This is a genomic window from Arthrobacter sp. ASL1 (assembly GCF_056680475.1).
The window spans coordinates 3527541-3545115 of sequence record NZ_CM155284.1 but is presented as its reverse complement, the minus strand read 5'-3'; the positions used below and the strand labels follow the sequence as shown (position 1 = coordinate 3545115).

The window sequence follows — 17575 nt, the reverse complement described above, 5'->3', positions numbered from 1 at the left end:
CAGGGTCTACCTGGCCTCCGGGTCCTGATGCGGACCCTGTAGTTTTTTCAACTCACGGGATCGACATTTTGTTCCCGGCACCCACACTAGCCACAACCGAGCCCGGACTGCCAGCACTCGCGCAGGGTGTGTACAACTATTTCTCGTCGAGCAATCCGGCCAGCAGTTCCAAGGCGGCATCCCGCGCCGCGGCACGGATCTGCTGGCGTCCGCCGGACAGGTGAAATTCGTGGGCCCCGCTGGCCGATCCGGTGGCATAGCCGATGAACACGGTCCCCACCGCCTTGCCGTCGTGGGCCTCGGGGCCGGCAACGCCGGTGCTGGAGACCGCCACGTCGGCAGTGCAGCTGCGGCGTGCTCCTTCGGCCATCTGGCGGGCTACCTCGAAGTCGACCGATCCGCGCTCCCGCAGCAGGTCGGCATCGACGCCGAGGAGGTCCTGCTTGACCTGGTTGTGGTAGCTGACCACTCCACCACGCAGGACAGCCGAGGATCCGGGCACATCCGCGATGGCGCCACAGATCCACCCTGCGGTCAGTGATTCCGCGGTGGCCGCCGTCAGGCCCCGGTCCGTCCCGGCTGCGACAATGCGTACGGCCGCCGCCTCGGTGCGGTCGTCGCTCACCGGGTCTCCCGACCGCCCGCGGCTGGCTTCATCCGGGCGGCCTGGATGATGTAGTCGATCCCCGTGTAGATGGTGATCGCCGCAGCCAGCAGGATGACCACCAACGCGATGACCGACAGCCAGCCGACGTCGGGGGTGAAGGGCAGCAGCAGGAGGAACAACCCCGCGGTCTGGGTGACGGTCTTGAGTTTGCCACCCTTCGATGCGGCGATGACGCCACGACGGATGACGGCGAAACGCAGAACGGTGATGCCCAGCTCGCGCACCAGGATGACGATGGTGACCCACCACCACAGCTCCCCCAACCCGGACAGGGTGACCAGGGCGGCCCCCAGCAGGAGCTTGTCGGCGATGGGATCGGCGATCTTCCCGAAGTTGGTGATCAGCCCCCGGCTGCGGGCCAGATCACCGTCCAGCTTGTCGGTGTACATCGCCAGCGCGAACAGGATCACGGCAATCCAGCGCATCGTTGAGTGCTGCTGGTTATCGGCCACCAGCGCCCAGACGAAGAATGGGACCATGATGATCCGCAAAGTCGTCAGGACATTGGCGATGTTCAGGTTCGGGGCGGGCTGGGGCGCGCGTTCCGCTGGGGTTTCAGTCACCCTCTCAGGTTACCGTCCGGTCAGGTTCCAGGCGTCTTCCGAGCCGGATTCCCCGTCATCACCGTCGTCGTATTCGGTGGCCTGCGGGTACGCGGCGAGGTCCTGGGCGACGAGGTCGGTGCCGTAGTGGTTGGCGTTGGCGTTCTCGACCAGCGCGGCTTCGGCGGCCGGTGTCTCCTGCGGGGTGGCCGGTGCCGAGTCCCCGCGCATGGCGGCCAACACGGTGGGCAGGTCGTCGGGCTTGACGAGCACGTCGCGGGCCTTGGAGCCTTCGGAGGGTCCGACGACGCCGCGGGACTCGAGCAGGTCCATCAGCCGGCCGGCCTTGGCGAAGCCAACTCGGAGCTTGCGCTGGAGCATCGAGGTGGAGCCGAACTGCGTGGTGACCACGAGCTCGGTGGCCTGCAGCAGCACCTCGAGGTCGTCGCCGATGTCGTCGTCGATTTCCTTCTTGGGTGCCTCGGCGGGAACGACGTCCCGGTAGACGGCGGTGAGCTGGCCCTTGACGTGTTCGACGACCCGGTGGATCTCCGATTCGGTGACCCAGGCGCCCTGCACGCGCATGGGCTTGGAGGCGCCCATGGGCAGGAACAGGGCGTCGCCCTGGCCCAGCAGCTTCTCGGCACCGGGTTGGTCCAGGACCACGCGGGAGTCGGTCACCGAGGACGTCGCGAACGCCATGCGCGAGGGGACGTTGGCCTTGATCAGGCCGGTGACGACGTCGACGGACGGACGCTGGGTGGCCAGCACCAGGTGGATGCCTGCGGCGCGGGCGAGCTGCGTGATGCGCACGATCGAGTCCTCGACGTCGCGCGGGGCGACCATCATGAGGTCGGCGAGCTCGTCCACGATCACCAGCAGGTACGGGTACGGCCTGATGACGCGCTTGGAACCCTCCGGCGGGACGACCTTGCCGTTGCGCACCCCCTTGTTGAAGTCGTCGACGTGCTTGTACCCGAAGTTGGCCAGGTCGTCGTAGCGGGTGTCCATCTCGCGGACGACCCACTGGAGGGCCTCGGCGGCCTTTTTCGGGTTGGTGATGATCGGGGTGATCAGGTGCGGGACGCCCTCGTAGGCGGTCAGTTCCACGCGCTTCGGGTCGACCATGACCATGCGCACCTCGTCGGGGGTGGCGCGCATGAGGATGGAGGTGATCAGTGAGTTCACGAACGACGACTTGCCCGCGCCGGTGGCACCGGCCACGAGCATGTGCGGCATCTTGGCCAGGTTGGCGACGACGAACCCGCCCTCGACGTCCTTGCCGACGCCCATCACCATCGGGTGCTCCGTCTTGCGTGCCGCGTTCGAGCGCAGCACGTCGCCGAGGGCGACGACCTCCTTGTCGGCGTTCGGGATCTCGATGCCGATGGCGCTCTTGCCGGGGATCGGCGAGAGGATGCGCACGTCGGAGGAGGCGACCGCATAGGAGATGTTCTTGGACAGTGCCGTCACGCGTTCGACCTTGGTCCCCGGCGACAGGGCGATCTCGTAGCGGGTGACGGTCGGCCCACGGCTGAAACCGGTGACCTGGGCGTCGACCTTGAACTGGTCGAGGGTGTCGGTCAGGGCCTTGACGACGGCGTCGTTGGCCTCCGAACGCTCCTTCGCCGGCGGCCCGGCCGGCAGGAAGTCGGAGGAGGGCAGCGTGTAGGCCACGTCGCCGGAGAGCTGGAGCTGCTCGGTGCGCTGCGGGATCGGGGTCAGCGGTGCCGGCTGGGCGACGGGGTTGGCCGGGACGTTCGGGACCCCCGCGCCGGTGCCCGCAGCAGCGGCGAGCATGCCGTTGATCGCCGTCGTGTCCAGGGCCTCGGTGGCCGGTTCGCTCTCGCTTCCCGCGCCGGAGCCGAGCCCGACGTCGATCTTGACCTTCTCCATCGCCTTTTCGGCGGCGGTGGGACGACGCACCCCCGGCGGGATGGTGGGCTCCGGTGCGGTGGTGGGGGCCTCGTCGTTGTCGTGGATGACGGCCTTGTCGTAGGCCTCGTCCCCGGAGAGCGCCTCGGCCGCTGCCGCCTCTGCCTCCTCGCGTTGGCGTGCGCGGGCCGCCTTGCCGAACCGCCGGGTGCGTTTGGGCTGGCGTGCGGCACGCTCGCGGTCGGCGTAGAGGTAGCTCTGGTCGTGTGCCGGGTCATCCGGGTCGGAAGGGTCCCGGGGTGCCGCGCCGGGTTCGGGCTGTCCCATGATCCACTCGTAGCCCTGGCGGATGCGTGCCGGGATATGGCGGAACGGGGTGGCGGTCATGATCATCAGACTCAGCACGGCCAGCACGATCATGACGGCCAAGGCCCCCCACCGGGTCAGCAGGCCCGCCAACGGGACGCTGACCAGGAAGCCGACCACGCCGCCACCGGACCAGAGTTCCTCGAACGGGGCGTCCAGGGCCGGCAGGCCGGCGATGATGTGGGCGATGCCGGCGATGGACAGCGTGGCCAGGGTCAGGCCGATGCCGATGCGGTTGTTGGCGCGGTTCTCCTCGGGACGGCGGAACAACCGGTAGGCACCGACGAAGAGGACGAGCGGCAGCAGGGAGGCCATGAAGCCCAGTGAGCCGCCGAAGATGTTGTGCACGGTGGTGCCGTACCAGCCGACGCCGCGCAGGCCCCACCATTCAACGCTTCCGACGATGACGGCGACGACGACGAGGAAGAGACCGGTGCCGTCGCGGCGGACGTCGCGCTCGGGGCGCACGTCCTGGCCGATCTTGCGGAACGCCCCACCGACCATGCGGGCCAGGCCCATCCACAGCCCGCGGATGGCGCGCAGCGGCAGGGCCAGGTCCTGGTCCACGGGGGAGGAACCGGCTGCGGGACGCGCACCACCGGACCGCGACGAACCCGTGCCGGATTTGCCGCGCGCGGGGGTCTTGCCCGCCGGCTTGCGGCCGGAGGCCTTCGTCGGGGTGGGGGAAGTACGGGTCGCCATACGCGTAACCGTACAGGGTCGGGTCCCCTAGACCCCGGATTTACACGCTTCAGGCCTCGAGGACGACCGGCACGATCATGGGCTTGCGGCGCAGTCTGCGACTGACCCAGGCGCCGACGGTCCGGCGGACGACCTGCTGCAACTGGTAGGTGGTGTGGCTGGGGTTGTTGCGCACCGCCTCCTCGAGGGCGGCCACGATCCTGGGCTTGATCTCCTCGAACACGTTCTCGTCCTCGGCGACGCCGCGGGCGTGGATGTCAGGACCGGTGACGATGCTGCCGGTCTGGCGGTTGACGACGGTGATCACCGAGATGAACCCCTCTTCGCCGAGGATCCTGCGGTCCTTGAGGTCATCGTCCGTGATGCTGCCCACCGCGGACCCGTCGACATAGACGAACCCGCAGTCGACCTGGCCGACCTGGCGGGCGACGCCGTCGCGCAGGTCCACGACGGACCCGTCCTCGGTCAGCAGGATGTTCTCCACCGGCACCCCGGTCTGTTCGGCGATGTGCGCGTTGGCCAGCAGGTGGCGGGTCTCCCCGTGGACGGGCATGGCGTTGCGCGGCCGGATGATGTTGTAGCAGTACAGCAGTTCACCGGCCGAGGCGTGCCCGGAGACATGGACCTTGGCGGTGCCCTTGTGCACCACGTCCGCGCCGAGGCGCATCAGCCCGTTGATGACGCGGAAGACGGCGTTCTCATTGCCGGGGATCAGCGAGGAGGCCAGGATGACGGTATCGCCCGGCCCCACGGCGATCCGGTGGTCCCCGGTGGCCATGCGCGAGAGCGCCGCCATGGGTTCGCCCTGGGAACCGGTGGACATCAGCACCACGCGTTCGTCCGGCAACTGGTCCACGTCCCTCAGGTCCACCAGGATCCCCGGGGGGACGTCCAGATAGCCCAGCCGGGCGGCGATGCCCATGTTCCGCACCATGGACCGTCCGACGAAGGCGACCTGGCGCCCATGGGCGGCGGCGGCGTCGAGCACCTGCTGGACCCGGTGGACATGCGAGGAGAAGGAGGCGACGATGATCCGCTTGCGGGCCCGGGCGAAGAGGTTCTGCAGGACCGGGCCGATCTCCTGTTCCGCCGTCGTGAACCCGGGGACGTCGGCGTTGGTGGAGTCGGACATGAACAGGTCCACGCCCTCCTCCCCCAGCCGGGCGAAGGCCCGCAGATCGGTGATCCGCCCGTCCAGGGGCAGCTGGTCCATCTTGAAGTCGCCGGTGTGCAGGACGGTTCCGGCCGCGGTGCGGATGAAGACCGCCAGGGCGTCGGGGATCGAGTGGTTGACCGCGACGAATTCGCAGTCGAAGCCCCCGAGCACCTGGCGCTGGCCTTCGGCGACGGTGACCAGGACCGGGGTGATGCGGTGTTCGGCCAGCTTCGCCTCGACCAGGGCCAGCGTCAGCTTCGAGCCGATCAGCGGGATGTCCCCGCGCAGGCGCAGCAGGTAGGGTACGGCCCCGATGTGGTCCTCGTGGCCGTGGGTGAGCACGACGCCCACGACGTCGTCGAGCCGCTCGCGGAGGTAGCCGAAGTCCGGCAGGATCACGTCGACCCCGGGCTGGAACTCCTCGGGGAAGAGCACGCCGCAGTCGACGATGAGCAGTTTCCCGCCTATTTCGAACACCGCCATGTTCCGGCCGACTTCCCCGATGCCACCCAGTGGCACGATGCGCAGGGTCCCGTCGGCCAGCGTCGGCGGGGGGCTCAGGCGGGCGGCATCTGCCGGGGCGACGACGCTGTCGGACATCGGGGCGTTCCCTTCTAGAGGTCGATTCCCGCCTCGGCCAGGTCCGCGCGGATCGGCGCGGCCTCCTCCTCGGTCGGCTCCACCAGCGGCAGGCGCACCATGGCGTTGGGCAGCACGCCCTGCCAGTGCAGGATCGTCTTGGCCGCGACGGCGCCCTGGATGTGGGACATGACGGCACGTTGGATGGGGTCCAGTTCGAAGTGCATGGCCCGGGCGGTGGCCAGGTCCCCGGCGAGCATCGCGTCGACGAGGCGGCGGTACCCGGCGGTGGCGACATGCGCGGTGACGGAGATGACGCCCTTGGCGCCGGCGGCCATCAGCGGCAGCGTCAGCCCGTCGTCGCCGGAGTAGACGTGCAGGTCGGTGTTGGCCAGCACGCGGGTGGTGGACTGGTAGTCGGCCTTCGCGTCCTTCAGCGCCACCACGTTGGGGTGTTCGGCCAGCCGGATCAGGGTCTCGGCGCTGATGGCGATGCCGGCGCGGCCGGGGATGTCGTAGACCATGACGGGCAGGTCGGTGCTGGAGGCGATGGCCTCCACGTGGGCGCGGACCCCGGCCTGGCTGGGCTTGTTGTAGTACGGGGCCGTGACCAGCACGCCGTCGACGCCGAGCTTCGCCGCCGCCTTCGTGAGGTGGATCGAGTGCGCGGTGTCGTTGGTGGTGGACCCCGCAATGACCTTCGCCCGGCCGCCGACGGCCTCGACGACGGCACGGAACATGCCCAGGTTCTCCTCGTCGGTCAGCGTCGAGGTCTCCCCCGTGGTCCCGGTGACCACCAGCGAGTCGCAGCCGCCGTCGACGAGGTGGACGGCGAGCGCCGCGGCCTGGTCCAGGTCGGCGGCGCCTCCGGCGGCAAACGGGGTGACCATCGCGGTGCCCAGGGTGCCGAAGGGGTAGTCGTGGCGCGGGGTGTTCGAATCCGAGGCAGGCATGGGCACCACGTTACCCGCAGGCCCCGCCAAATTCCGCAGCCCCGCACGCTGCGTGACCAAGATGACGCGCCCGGCTCCGGTGCACGACGGCGGGAGCCGGGTTCCGCCGTCGTGCACCGGGTCCGCCGGGGCCCGGCTTGGTATATTCGACGCGCGGGTCCCACCGCGCCATTGCCCTCGACGACAGGCCAGGAGCCCATGCCACGCAAGCGCACGACGACCCCCACCCGGCGGATCGCCGGGGTCGACGTGGCCCGCGGCCTCGCGCTGCTCGGGATGATGGCCACCCACATCATGCCGCTGACGCACGCCGGTCCGGACGGGGCGCAGGCGACGTGGGTGGCCGTGCTCTTCGCCGGCAAGGCCTCGGCCGTGTTCGCGATCCTGGCCGGTGTCGGGCTGGCCCTGCTGACCGGCGGAAACGCCCCGCACACTGCGGCCCGGCTGGCCGCGGACCGGCGGTCGGTGGCGGTGCGGGCGGTGCTGATCACCGTGATCGGGCTCTTTGCCGGCTCGCTGGACACCAATGTCGCGGTGATCCTGGTCCACTACGGGGTGCTCTTCCTCGCCGCCACCGCGTTCCTGGGGCTGCGGCTGCGCACGTTGTGGTGTTGGGCGGCCGGCTGGCTGCTGCTGGCGCCGGTGGCCTGGTACCTGGTGCTGCCGTGGGTCGGCACGCATGTCGTGCCGGCGACCACGGGCGCCTCCCCCGGGCTGGTGGACCTGCTGCGCCCGGCCACGCTGCTGGCCGACCTGTTCGTCACCGGCTACTACCCGGTGCTGGTGTGGACGGGCTTCATCCTGCTCGGCCTGGCGCTGGGCCGCTGCCGGCTCTCGTTGCCACCGGTGGCGTTGGCGTTTGCCGTGGGCGGATCCGCCCTGGCCTGGGCGGCGCGGGCCCTGTCCGATGAGCTGGTCTTCTCGCACGCCGGCGCCATGGGCGCCCTGGGTGCCATCACCCGGGAAAACGGCCTGCCGCTGGTCCCCGCCCTGGACTCCGGGCGGGCCCTGGCGGGCATCGAGACGACCCCCTGGTGGTTCGCGATCTCCGCCCCCCACAGCAGCGCCCCGCTGGACCTGCTGCACGTCGCCGGCACCGCGATCGCCGTGCTGGGTGTGTGCCAGCTGGTGGCCATGGCGCTGACGGCACTGCTCGGCGGTGCCGGGGAGGCGCTGCTGTGGCCGCTCTCCGGTGCGGGATCGGCGACCTTGACGCTCTATACGGGGCATCTGGTGGCGTTGGACCTGCTCAGCACGGCCACCGCGGGGATGCCGCGGTTGGGCCTGTTCCTGTGGTTCGTCGTGGCCGCCCTGCTGGCCGGCATCGCGCTGAAGTGGGCCGGACGCCGCGGACCCCTGGAAGCCGCGGTGCACACGCTGGCGGGGTCGGCGGCCGGGCGGTCCGGGTAGTCCCGCGTGCACGCCGCCCTGTGCGCCGGACGGCGGCGCTGACGCGGAGTCCGGCTCAGCTGCCGGTGGTGGCCCGCGCATCCCCCGAGGCGCGGAACAGGCCGATGGCCCGGCGCATCGTCTCGCGGGCCCGGCGGCGGTCCCCCGACGCGTCGTAGGCCAGCGCCAGCCGGTGCATGCTGCGCCAGCTGTCGGGATGTTCGGTGGCCTCCTGTTGGTACTGCACGAAGTCCTCGTCGGCCGCGGCCTTCACGATCCGCCCCGACGGGGTGCGGGGCAGGTTGTCCTCGGGCAGCAGGCCCTCGGATTCCAGGATGCCGGCCATGCGCTGGCTGCGGGATCCGAAGAGGACCTCGCGGATGAGGATCCAGACCCCGAGCAGCGGGATGATCAGGGCGGCGACCCCGATGCCCTTGGCCACCGGTTCGGGCGCCCGGATGAGGGCGACCGAGCTGGCGAAGGAGGCGTAGAGGTACAGGGCGAAAAGCAGGAGGATGGCGCCGACCCAGAGCTTGGTCTTCACTTAGGCGTTGCCTCCGAGGTCGAGGTAGTTGTCCAGCCCGTAGGCCAGCCCGGGGCGTGAGGCGACGGTGCGCAGGCCCAGCAGCACGCCGGGCATGAAGGAGACGCGGTCGAACGAATCGTGGCGCAGCGTCAGTTGTTCACCCGTGGAGCCCAGCAGGACCTCCTGGTGGGCGACGAGGCCGCGCAGCCTGACCGAATGCACGCGCACCCCGTCGACGTCGGCGCCGCGGGCGCCGTCCAGCAGGGTCTCGGTCGCGTCGGGGCTGGCCGGCACCTTGGCAGCGGTCCTGACCCGCGAGACCAGTTCGGCGGTGCGCACCGCGGTCCCGGAGGGGGCGTCGACCTTCTCCGGGTGGTGCAGCTCGATGATCTCGACGGATTCGAAGTACTTGGCGGCCTGGGCGGCGAAGGAGGAGGCCAGCACGGAGCCAAGCGCGAAGTTCGGGGCGATCAGCACCCCGGTGTCGGGGTGTTCGGCCAGCAGTTCCCGCAGGTTGGCGCGGCGGGTCTCGGTCCAGCCCGTGGTGCCCACGACGGCGTGGATCCCGTGTTCGACGGCGAAGCGGACGTTGGCTTCGGTGCTGTCCGGGACGGTGAGGTCCACCAGGTGGGTGGCCCCGGCGTCGAGGACCGCCTGCAGCGGGTCATGCCGGCCCAGTGCGGCGACCAGCTCCATGTCCTCGGCGTTCCCGACCGCCTTGACGGCCTCGGCCCCCATCCGTCCTGAGGCTCCGAGGATGGCAACGGAAATCTGTGCAGTCATGCCCCCAAGGCTATCGCCTCAGGCCATGCCCACCCATTCGGTGTCGCCGTCGGCGAAGTGCTGTTCCTTCCAGACCGGGACGCCGTGCTTGACGGCCTCGACCAGGTCGCGGCACGCGTCGAACGCCTCGCCCCGGTGGGAGGAGGCGGCCGCCGCCACCAGGGCAGCGTCGCCGATGGCCAGGGCACCGGTGCGGTGCGCGGCCCAGAGCCGGGTGCCGGGATGCCGGGCGGCAACGTCGGCGGCCAGCTCGGCCATCCGCACATCGGCGCTGGGGTGGGCGCTGTAGAGCAGCCGTTCGACCGCCCGGCCGGAATCGTGGTTGCGCACCACGCCGCCGAAGGTGACGACGGCGCCGGTGGCCGCGGTCTCGACCGCATCCCAGGCGGTCTGCACGTCAATCGGCTCGGCGGCCATGCCGGAGAAGACGACGACTCCGGCCGCTGCGCTGGTGGGTTCATCCATGTCCATGTCCGCCTTCGATCTGTTCGCAGAGGTGTCCGATGATCGGGTCCAGCACGGCCAGGGCGTCGGCGACGCCGCCGGGCGACCCGGGGAGGTTGACGATGAAGGTGCGCCCGGCAGTGCCCGCATGGCCGCGGCTGAGCACAGCGTGCGGGGTCTTGGCCCGGCCGGCGGCCCGGATGGCCTCCATGATGCCGGGGATCCGGCGGTCCAGCAGCGGCTCGGTCATCTCCGGCGTGGCGTCATCCGGGGAGAGCCCGGTGCCGCCGCTGGTGATGATGACGGCCGGCGCCTCGTGCAGCAGCAGCCGCAGTGCGGCACCGACTTCTTCGCCATCGGGGACGACGACGGGGTCGCCGACCTCGAAGCCGTGGCCGGTGAGCCAGCCGGTGATCACCGGGGCGCTGCGGTCGGTGTAGACGCCGGTGGCGGCCCGGGTGGAGGCGATGACCACGGCGGCACGGCGGGCGTGGTCGCTCATGCGCCCTCCCCGTCCAGCGTCCAGTCCCCGCTCTTGCCCCCGGATTTGGCCAGCACCTTCGTCTCGGAGATCACCGCATGCTTGTCGACCGCCTTGGTCATGTCGTAGAGGGCCAACGCGGCGACGGAGGCGGCCGTCAGGGCCTCCATTTCGACGCCGGTCACCCCGCGGGTGGTGACGGTCGCCTCGATCCGCATGGTGCCGGCCGCCGCGTCGGGGAAGAAGTCGACGGTGAGCTTGGCCAGCGGCAACGGGTGGCACAACGGGATGAGTTCAGGGGTCTTCTTGGCGGCCATGATCCCGGCGATCCGGGCAACGGCGAGGGCATCGCCCTTGGGCAGGTCGCCGGAGACGATCATCCCCAGCACGTCGGGGCGGGTGTGCAGCACCGATTGGGCGGTGGCGGTGCGTGAGGTCTCGGCCTTGTGCGATACGTCGACCATGTGGGCCGATCCGTCGGCGCGGACGTGGCTGAGGGCCGGTGCTTCGGGTTCGGTCATGTCAGGTCTCCGTAGATCAGGGCGTCGACCGGTTCCCCGGCCTGGTGTGCGGGGGCGTCCGGAGGCAGCACCAGCAGGGCGTTCGCGGTGGCGAGGGCGTGGACCAGGTGCGATCCGGGCCCGCCCACGGCAGTGGCCTCGGCCCCGCCGTCGTGCAGGATCCGCACGCTGGCACGGCGTGCTTGCAGCTTGCCCGATGGTGGCGGTTCCAACGGCCCGGACAGGTGGGCCGTGACCCGGCGGCGCGGGACGGCGCCGGTGAGCCCGGCCAGGGCCGGGCGCAGCAGGATCTCGAAGCTCACGACCCCGCTGACCGGATTGCCGGGGAAGGCCAGCAGCGGTGTCGGTGCGGTGCCGGGCAGGTCCAGCAGGCCGAGCCCCTGCGGGCCGCCGGGCTGCATGGCGACCGAGCCGAAGTCGATGCCGTGGCGGGCCAGCGCCTGGCGGACCACCTCGTAGGCGCCCTGGCTGATGCCCCCGCTGGTCACCACCAGGTCGTGGGCGGGTGTGCCGGCCGGGCCGAGCTCCCCGGCGAGGGCGGCGGCGAAGGCGTCCGGATCGTCGGCGCTGATGCCGGCGCAGTGCGCCCGGGCTCCGGCCTCGGTGAGCAGGCTGGCGAGCAGCGTCGAGTTGGCGTCGTGGATCTGCCCGGGGGCCAGCTCGGTTCCGGGGGCCCGGACCTCGTCGCCGGTGGCGAGCACGAGCACGCGGGGACGGCGGCGGACCGCCAGGGTGTCCACCCCCAGCGCCGCGGCCAGGCCGAGGTGGACCGGGCCGAGCCGGGTGCCGGCCGCCAGGGCGGTGGCCCCGGCGGCGATGTCGCTGCCGGCGGCCCGGATGAACTGCCCGGCCGGCGTCCCGGTGGGCAGGGCCACCGTGGCGTCCCCGGCGCCGGCGGGCGGGAACCGTGGTGGGTCGGCGCGCTCGATGGGCACGACGGCGTCGGCGCCGGCGGGCATCATCGCCCCGGTCATGATCGGCACGACGGTGCCGGCCGGGAGCGGCGGGGCGACGGCCCCGGCGGGGATCGGCGTCCCCACCGGCAGCGGGACGCCCCCGGCGGCATCCGCGACCCGCAGGGCGTAGCCGTCCATCTGGGAGTTGTCGAAGGGCGGCAGCGCCCGCGGGGCCGGCAGGTCCCCGGCCAGGACGCGGCCCAGGGCGTCGGCCAGTGGCACGTTCTCGGTGCCCAACCGGCCGGCCAGCGGTGCCAGCAGGCGGTGCACGGCGGCGCGGTGGTCCTCGACGGTGCGCCGGAAGCTGGAGTCCATGCGTTCCATCCTACGGCCGGGCCGCCTCGCTAGTGGCGGAAGATCCGGCCCACCGCGGCGCCGGCGATGACCAGCACGATCAGGTACAGCCCGATCAGCATCAGGCTGATGCCCAGGGCGGCCTGCGGGTCGTTGGAATTCAGGGCCAACTCGATCTGCAGGGGCAGCGTCCGGGTGCGTCCGGCCACGGACCCGGCGAAGGTGATCGTCGCGCCGTATTCGCCCAGCGACCGGGCGAAGGCCAACAGCGTGCCCACCAGGATGCCGGGGGCGGCCAGCGGCAGGGTGATGTGGGAGAGGATCTGGGCCGAGGAGGCCCCGGAGTTGGCGCCGGCGAACTCCAGGTCGGTGTCCACCGCCTCGATGCTGCTCAGCGCCGAGACGACGAAGAACGGCAGCGAGACGAAGACCTGGACCAGGATCACGGCGGCCGGGCTGAACCCGATTCCCAGACCGATCGAGTCCAGCCAGCCGCCCACCGGTGTCTGCCGGCCCCAGAAATAGAGCAGCGCCAGCCCCGAGACAACGGGCGAGAGCACCAACGGCACGACCAGCAGCCCCCGCAGCAGCGCCAACACCACCCCATGCAGGCGGGAGAGCAGCACGGCCAGCGGCAGGCCCAGGATGAAGCAGACCACGGTGGACATCCCCGCGGTCGCCAATGAGAGCCCCAACGCGGTCCGCGCGTCCTCGCGGGCCAACAGCGCCGGCAGGTCCTGCCAATTCGCGGCGACGAACAGCGCAATGAGCGGGCCGGCGAGGGCGGCCAGGCCGATCGCCGCCGGAATCCACAACCAGCCAGGGGTCGTCGCCCGGAGCATGCGGGGCGAGAGCGGGATGCGGGTCACGGCCGGGAGAAGCCCGCCGCATGGAAGATCTTCGCCGCGGAGTCCCCCCGTAGCCAGGTGGCGAACTTGCGGGCGGAAGCCGGCGCGTCGGTCGCCACGAGCAGCGGGTACACGTTCGGTTCCAGCCGCGGCAGGTTGATCGCGCGGACCGTGCCACCGGCCGCCGCGGCATCCGTGGCGTAGACGAAGCCGGCGTCGACCTGCCCGGCGGTGACCTTGGTCAGTACGGAGCGGACATCGGCCTCCTCGCTGACGGTGCCGAGCGTCATGCCCTCCCGGTCCAGGTAGGCGTGGGCGGCGCGCCCGCAGGGGACGGCAGGGGCGCAGATGGCCACGGCTCCGGCCTCGGGAAGCTGGTCCAGCCCGGTGATCGGGGAGTCGGCGGGAACGGCCACCACCAGGCGGTTGGCCACCAGGTCCACGGGCCGCGCGAACGCACCGGGGTCCTCCAGGGCCTTCGGCGCCTCGGTGTCGGCGGTGACCAACACATCGGGCCGCTCGCCGGCGTTGGCCTGCTGGACCAGTCTCGAGGAGGCGCCGAGGTTGATCTGGATCCTGGTCGTGTCCCCGGTTTCCCGCGCGTAGGCGGCGGTCAATTCGGGGGCCACGTCCGTCAGCGAGGCGGCGGCGGAGAACTGCACGACGCCGGTGCCGCCTCCCGCGGTTCCCGAACCCGCCGCAGTGCTCGACTGGCTGGCGGCTGCTCCCCCGGCAGCACAGCCGGACAGCAGCAGGACGATGGCCGCGAGGACGAGGATGATGCGCCGGTCCATGGTCAGCCCTTGGTCTCGATGATGACGTTCGTCGACTTGATGACGGCAGTTGCGACGGCGCCGGGTTCCAGCCCCAGGTCACGCACGGCCTCGCTGCTCATCAGCGACACGACCCGGAAGGGGCCGCATTGCATCTCCACCTGGGCCATGACCCGGTCCGCGGTCACGGCGGTGACGAGCCCGACGAAGCGGTTGCGTGCCGAGGAGGCGACGCCGGCCGGGTCGGTGGGGGCGTTGGACAGGCCGCGGATGTAGGCCGCCAATTCGGTCCCGTCCACGGTGATGCGGCCGGAGGAATCCCGGCCCGCGGCCAGCTGCCCGGAATCGAGCAGGCGCCGAACGGTATCGTCGCTGACCCCCAGGAAACGTGCCGCCTCGGAAACTCGCAAATGCGTCATGAAAACAGCTTAGATGACGCATTTGCGGATTGAAACCCGTGATGACCCGGAACATGCCGGACTCCACCGGCGCGGCCCACCCGCGGTGTCCACGGCAACGGTGCACCGGCCCCTGAATTCCGCCCGAAACTGGACTACCCTCGGAGCATGACGTGCAGCACCAACCCCCGAACCCCGGCCGAGTCCGGCGAGGGGCGGGCCCCGGTCGCGCTGGGCCTGCCGGCCATCCCCGCACCCGGCACCACCGGCCCCGACGCGGGAGCGGGCGCCATCCCGCCTCCGGCCCCGGGCGACGACCCGCGCCTGGTCGATCGTTTCGGCCGGGTTGCCACCGACCTGCGCATCTCGCTGATCGACAAGTGCAACCTGCGCTGCACCTATTGCATGCCCGCGGATGGCCTGGCCTGGCTCCCCCCGGAACGCCTGCTGACCGGGGCGGAGATCCGCCGACTGGTGCGCATCGCCGTGGACACGCATGGGGTGCGCGAGCTGCGCCTGACCGGTGGAGAGCCGCTGGTGCGCAAGGACCTGGTGGATATCATCGCGTCGATCCGCGCCGACCATCCGGAGCTGCCGATCTCGATGACCACCAATGGCGTCGGGCTCGCGGCCAAGGCCCAGGCCCTCGCCGACGCCGGGCTCTCCCGCATCAACGTCTCGCTGGATACCATCCACGCCGAATCCTTCGCCAAGCTCACGCGCAGGAACTTCTTCCACAAGGTGCTCGAGGGCATCGAGGCCGCCGATGCGGCCGGACTGCGCCCGATCAAGATCAATGCCGTGCTGCTGCGCGGGGTCAACGACACCGAGGCCGCGGACCTGCTGGCCTGGTCGCTGGAGCGCGGCTTCGAGTTGCGTTTCATCGAGCAGATGCCCCTGGACGCCGACCACGGTTGGACCCGCACCAACATGGTCACCGCCGAGGACACCCGCGAGCTGTTGCGCACCCACTACGACGTGTCCGTCTCCCCCGACGCCCGCGACGGCGCCCCAGCCGAACGCTACGTCGTCAGCGCCCTCCCCGGAGCCGACGGCACACCGGGCGCGGTCCTGGGCACGGTGGGCATCATCGCCTCGGTGACCGAACCGTTCTGCGCCGACTGCCGCCGCACCCGCATCACTGCCGAAGGCAGGATCATGAGCTGCCTGTTCTCCCGCGAGGAGACGGACCTGACCTCGCTGCTGCGCTCGGGAGCGACCGACGCGCAGATCGCCGACCGGTGGCGGGCCGCCATGTGGGCCAAGCCACGCGCCCACGGCATGGACCACACCGGCCTCGGCGACCAGGATTTCGTCCAGCCGGACCGCTCCATGAGCGCCATCGGAGGTTAAGTGAAGGTCAGGTTCTTTGCCGCCGCCGCTGCCGCGGCCGGCACCACCGAGGTGGACGTCCGCCTCGCCGACATCGAGCACGACGGCGGCACGCTGGCTGCGCTGCTGTCGCACCTGCCCCAGGTGGTTCCCGGCGGCACGTCCGGTCCCCCGTTGCTGCGGGTCGTTTCCCGGTCCAGCTTCCTGGTCAACGAGACCGGCGCCCGCGACCACACGCGCCGTCTGGCGGACACGGATGTCATCGACATCCTGCCGCCGTTCGCCGGCGGCTAGCAGCGTGGCACCAGGGCGACGCCCAGCTCGGGGAACTGCAACCCGCCACGGCTGATGGTCGGGTAAAGGCCGGCGCCCAGGTCCAGGGGAATCAGCATGAAGTGACCCCAGGCGACGCTCACGACGGCCGATAAGATGGACTCTCATCGTCAAATTTCAAGGAACTACGCCGCTCAAAGGTATGCACGAGTGGCGTGGTGTGATCGAGACCACGCCATTCCGAGCAAAGGGGCTGGGTGTGGATTACTGGTCGAAACCACGTCCCGGGCGGTGCGGCGGGCCGGCTTCGTGCTAGAGGCCGAAGTCCGCCGGGCTGTCGAAGGGCCCGACGACGGTGATGGTGCGCGGGCGGGAGGCCATTTCGCGGGCCAGAGCCTGGACCCCTTCCCGGGTGACCGCCCGCACGCGGTCGAGGGACTCGTCGAGGTCCTGGAAGACGCCCGTGACCAGTTCTGCGCGGCCCAGCCGGGACATGCGAGATCCCGGGTCCTCCAGGGCAAGCACCATGCCGCCGGAGAGCTGGCCGATGGCTTTGCGCAGTTCCTCCGCGGTGATGCCGTCGGCGGCCAGCTTGTCCAGCTCCTCGCCGAGCAGCCCGATGACCTGGCCGGTTTTACCCGGGGCACAGCCGGCATACATGCCGAAGTAGCCCACATCGGAGTAGGCGGCGGAAAAGGAGTAGGTGGAATAGACCAGGCCGCGCTTCTCGCGGATTTCCTGGAACAGCCGCGATGACATGCCACCGCCCAGGACGGCGTTGAGCACGCTCATCGTGTGGCGGCGTTCATCGGTGGCGACGATGCCCGGGCATCCCATGATGATGTTGGTCTGCTCGACGGGGCGGCGGATGACATCAACGGTGTGCTGGCCGGCGACCTGGACGGGTTCGGTGCTGCGGCGCGGTTCGGGCAGGGCACCGTCCTCAAGCGTCCAGCCGGCGGTGCGCAGGGCTTCGAGGACCTGGCGGCAGACGGCATCGTGGTCCAGGGATCCGGCGACCGTGATCACCAGTTCGCTGGGCTTGTAGTACTTGCGGTAGTGGTCCACGACGGCCTCGCGACCGATGGACAGGATGGCCTCGGGTGTGCCCCCGATGGGCCGAGCCAGCGGGTGCGTACCGAGCACCGCGGCGACGAATTTTTCGTGGGCGACGTCGCCCGGGTCGTCGCTGTCCATGGCGATTTCCTCGAGGATGACGTCGCGTTCCTGCTCGAGTTCCTGGGGATCGAGCACGGCGGACGTGATCATGTCGGCGATCACGTCGATGGCCAGCGGCAGGTCCGCGTCCAGGACGCGGGCAAAGTAGCAGGTGTTTTCCTTGGCCGTCGCGGCATTGGATTCGCCGCCCACCTCGTCGAAGGCGGAGGCGATGTCCATCGCGTTGCGGCGGGTGGTGCCCTTGAAAAGCAGGTGTTCCAGGAAGTGGGTGGACCCGTGCTGGCCATCGGCCTCGTCACGCGATCCCACACCGACCCAGAAGCCGATCGTCGCGGAGCGCTGGCCGGGCATCGCCTCGGTCAGCACCCGCACCCCGCCGGGGAGGACGGAGCGGCGCACCAGCGCCCCTCCGGCCTCCCCGTGCAGGATGGTTGGATCCCCGTCCTCGATCGGTGCGCCGGTGCCGGGGGCACCTTGCTCAGCGGTCGACGGGAACATTCCCGAGCCGTGTAGCGGCAAAGGAATCAATGCCATGGGT

Annotated in this window: 18 protein-coding genes; 3 read left to right on the top strand and 15 right to left on the bottom strand. The window is 70.8% G+C overall.

The window, feature by feature from the left end; genetic code table 11:
- Positions 1-136: 136 nt before the first annotated feature.
- From AC1MEQ_RS16740 to dapA, 5 genes are read right to left on the bottom strand one after another with little or no spacing between them, the layout of a single operon-like run.
- Positions 137-625 (bottom strand): CinA family protein, encoded by a 489-nt coding sequence (locus AC1MEQ_RS16740; protein ID WP_479792313.1) that lies wholly within the window; start codon positions 623-625, stop codon positions 137-139.
- The gene (gene pgsA / locus AC1MEQ_RS16735) at positions 622-1230 is read right to left on the bottom strand and encodes a CDP-diacylglycerol--glycerol-3-phosphate 3-phosphatidyltransferase (RefSeq protein ID WP_479792312.1); all 609 of its coding nucleotides are present in this window, start codon (positions 1228-1230) and stop codon (positions 622-624) included. The genes AC1MEQ_RS16740 and pgsA overlap by 4 nt, the downstream gene beginning before the upstream one ends.
- A 9-nt stretch (positions 1231-1239) precedes the next feature.
- The gene (locus AC1MEQ_RS16730) at positions 1240-4152 is read right to left on the bottom strand and encodes an FtsK/SpoIIIE family DNA translocase (RefSeq protein ID WP_479792311.1); all 2913 of its coding nucleotides are present in this window, start codon (positions 4150-4152) and stop codon (positions 1240-1242) included.
- A 49-nt stretch (positions 4153-4201) separates the two neighbouring features.
- Positions 4202-5908 carry a ribonuclease J gene (locus AC1MEQ_RS16725; RefSeq protein WP_479792310.1) on the bottom strand — a complete coding sequence of 569 codons (1707 nt, stop codon included), beginning with the start codon at positions 5906-5908 and terminating at the stop codon, positions 4202-4204.
- Positions 5909-5922: 14 nt separating this feature from the next.
- Positions 5923-6840 carry a 4-hydroxy-tetrahydrodipicolinate synthase gene (gene dapA, locus AC1MEQ_RS16720; RefSeq protein WP_479792309.1) on the bottom strand — a complete coding sequence of 306 codons (918 nt, stop codon included), beginning with the start codon at positions 6838-6840 and terminating at the stop codon, positions 5923-5925.
- 198 nt (positions 6841-7038) lie between these two features.
- On the opposite strand from dapA, the gene AC1MEQ_RS16715 reads away from it, so the two are divergent.
- A complete protein-coding gene (locus tag AC1MEQ_RS16715) occupies positions 7039-8250 on the top strand; it encodes a heparan-alpha-glucosaminide N-acetyltransferase domain-containing protein (protein WP_479792307.1) in 1212 nt (403 codons plus the stop codon).
- 55 nt (positions 8251-8305) lie between these two features.
- Here AC1MEQ_RS16715 and AC1MEQ_RS16710 read toward each other — a convergent pair whose 3' ends face one another.
- The 9 genes from AC1MEQ_RS16710 to AC1MEQ_RS16670 are packed head-to-tail and all read right to left on the bottom strand — an operon-like array spanning position 8306 to position 14274.
- Positions 8306-8773 carry a hypothetical protein gene (locus tag AC1MEQ_RS16710; RefSeq protein WP_479792305.1) on the bottom strand — a complete coding sequence of 156 codons (468 nt, stop codon included), beginning with the start codon at positions 8771-8773 and terminating at the stop codon, positions 8306-8308.
- Entirely contained in the window at positions 8774-9538 is a 765-nt protein-coding gene (dapB, locus tag AC1MEQ_RS16705) for a 4-hydroxy-tetrahydrodipicolinate reductase (protein WP_479792303.1), read from the bottom strand.
- Positions 9539-9556: 18 nt separating this feature from the next.
- Positions 9557-10003 carry a molybdenum cofactor biosynthesis protein MoaE gene (locus tag AC1MEQ_RS16700; protein ID WP_479792302.1) on the bottom strand — a complete coding sequence of 149 codons (447 nt, stop codon included), beginning with the start codon at positions 10001-10003 and terminating at the stop codon, positions 9557-9559.
- The gene (locus tag AC1MEQ_RS16695) at positions 9996-10484 is read right to left on the bottom strand and encodes a MogA/MoaB family molybdenum cofactor biosynthesis protein (RefSeq protein WP_479792300.1); all 489 of its coding nucleotides are present in this window, start codon (positions 10482-10484) and stop codon (positions 9996-9998) included. The genes AC1MEQ_RS16700 and AC1MEQ_RS16695 overlap by 8 nt, the downstream gene beginning before the upstream one ends.
- Complete coding sequence (moaC, locus tag AC1MEQ_RS16690) at positions 10481-10984, bottom strand: cyclic pyranopterin monophosphate synthase MoaC (RefSeq protein WP_479792298.1); 504 nt, start codon at positions 10982-10984, stop codon at positions 10481-10483. Before moaC ends, AC1MEQ_RS16695 begins: the two co-directional genes overlap by 4 nt.
- Complete coding sequence (locus tag AC1MEQ_RS16685; protein ID WP_479792296.1) at positions 10981-12255, bottom strand: molybdopterin molybdotransferase MoeA; 1275 nt, start codon at positions 12253-12255, stop codon at positions 10981-10983. The genes moaC and AC1MEQ_RS16685 overlap by 4 nt, the downstream gene beginning before the upstream one ends.
- 29 nt (positions 12256-12284) lie before the next feature.
- Positions 12285-13103: a molybdate ABC transporter permease subunit gene (locus AC1MEQ_RS16680; RefSeq protein WP_479792294.1), complete on the bottom strand. Its 819-nt coding sequence runs from the start codon at positions 13101-13103 to the stop codon at positions 12285-12287.
- Positions 13100-13876 carry a molybdate ABC transporter substrate-binding protein gene (gene modA / locus AC1MEQ_RS16675; RefSeq protein WP_479792293.1) on the bottom strand — a complete coding sequence of 259 codons (777 nt, stop codon included), beginning with the start codon at positions 13874-13876 and terminating at the stop codon, positions 13100-13102. The genes AC1MEQ_RS16680 and modA overlap by 4 nt, the downstream gene beginning before the upstream one ends.
- Before the next feature lie 2 nt (positions 13877-13878).
- On the bottom strand, positions 13879-14274 hold the full coding sequence (locus AC1MEQ_RS16670) for a TOBE domain-containing protein (RefSeq protein ID WP_479792292.1): 396 nt from the start codon (positions 14272-14274) through the stop codon (positions 13879-13881).
- A 147-nt stretch (positions 14275-14421) separates the two neighbouring features.
- Here AC1MEQ_RS16670 and moaA point away from each other — a divergent pair, with 147 nt between their 5' ends.
- Together moaA and AC1MEQ_RS16660 are read left to right on the top strand one after the other, a co-directional pair.
- On the top strand, positions 14422-15606 hold the full coding sequence (gene moaA, locus AC1MEQ_RS16665) for a GTP 3',8-cyclase MoaA (RefSeq protein WP_479792290.1): 1185 nt from the start codon (positions 14422-14424) through the stop codon (positions 15604-15606).
- Positions 15607-15879, top strand: a complete 273-nt coding sequence (locus tag AC1MEQ_RS16660) for a MoaD/ThiS family protein (RefSeq protein WP_479792288.1) — start codon at positions 15607-15609, stop codon at positions 15877-15879.
- A gap of 291 nt (positions 15880-16170) precedes the next feature.
- Here AC1MEQ_RS16660 and AC1MEQ_RS16655 read toward each other — a convergent pair whose 3' ends face one another.
- On the bottom strand, positions 16171-17571 hold the full coding sequence (locus tag AC1MEQ_RS16655) for a M16 family metallopeptidase (protein ID WP_479792287.1): 1401 nt from the start codon (positions 17569-17571) through the stop codon (positions 16171-16173).
- Positions 17572-17575 lie beyond the last annotated feature (4 nt).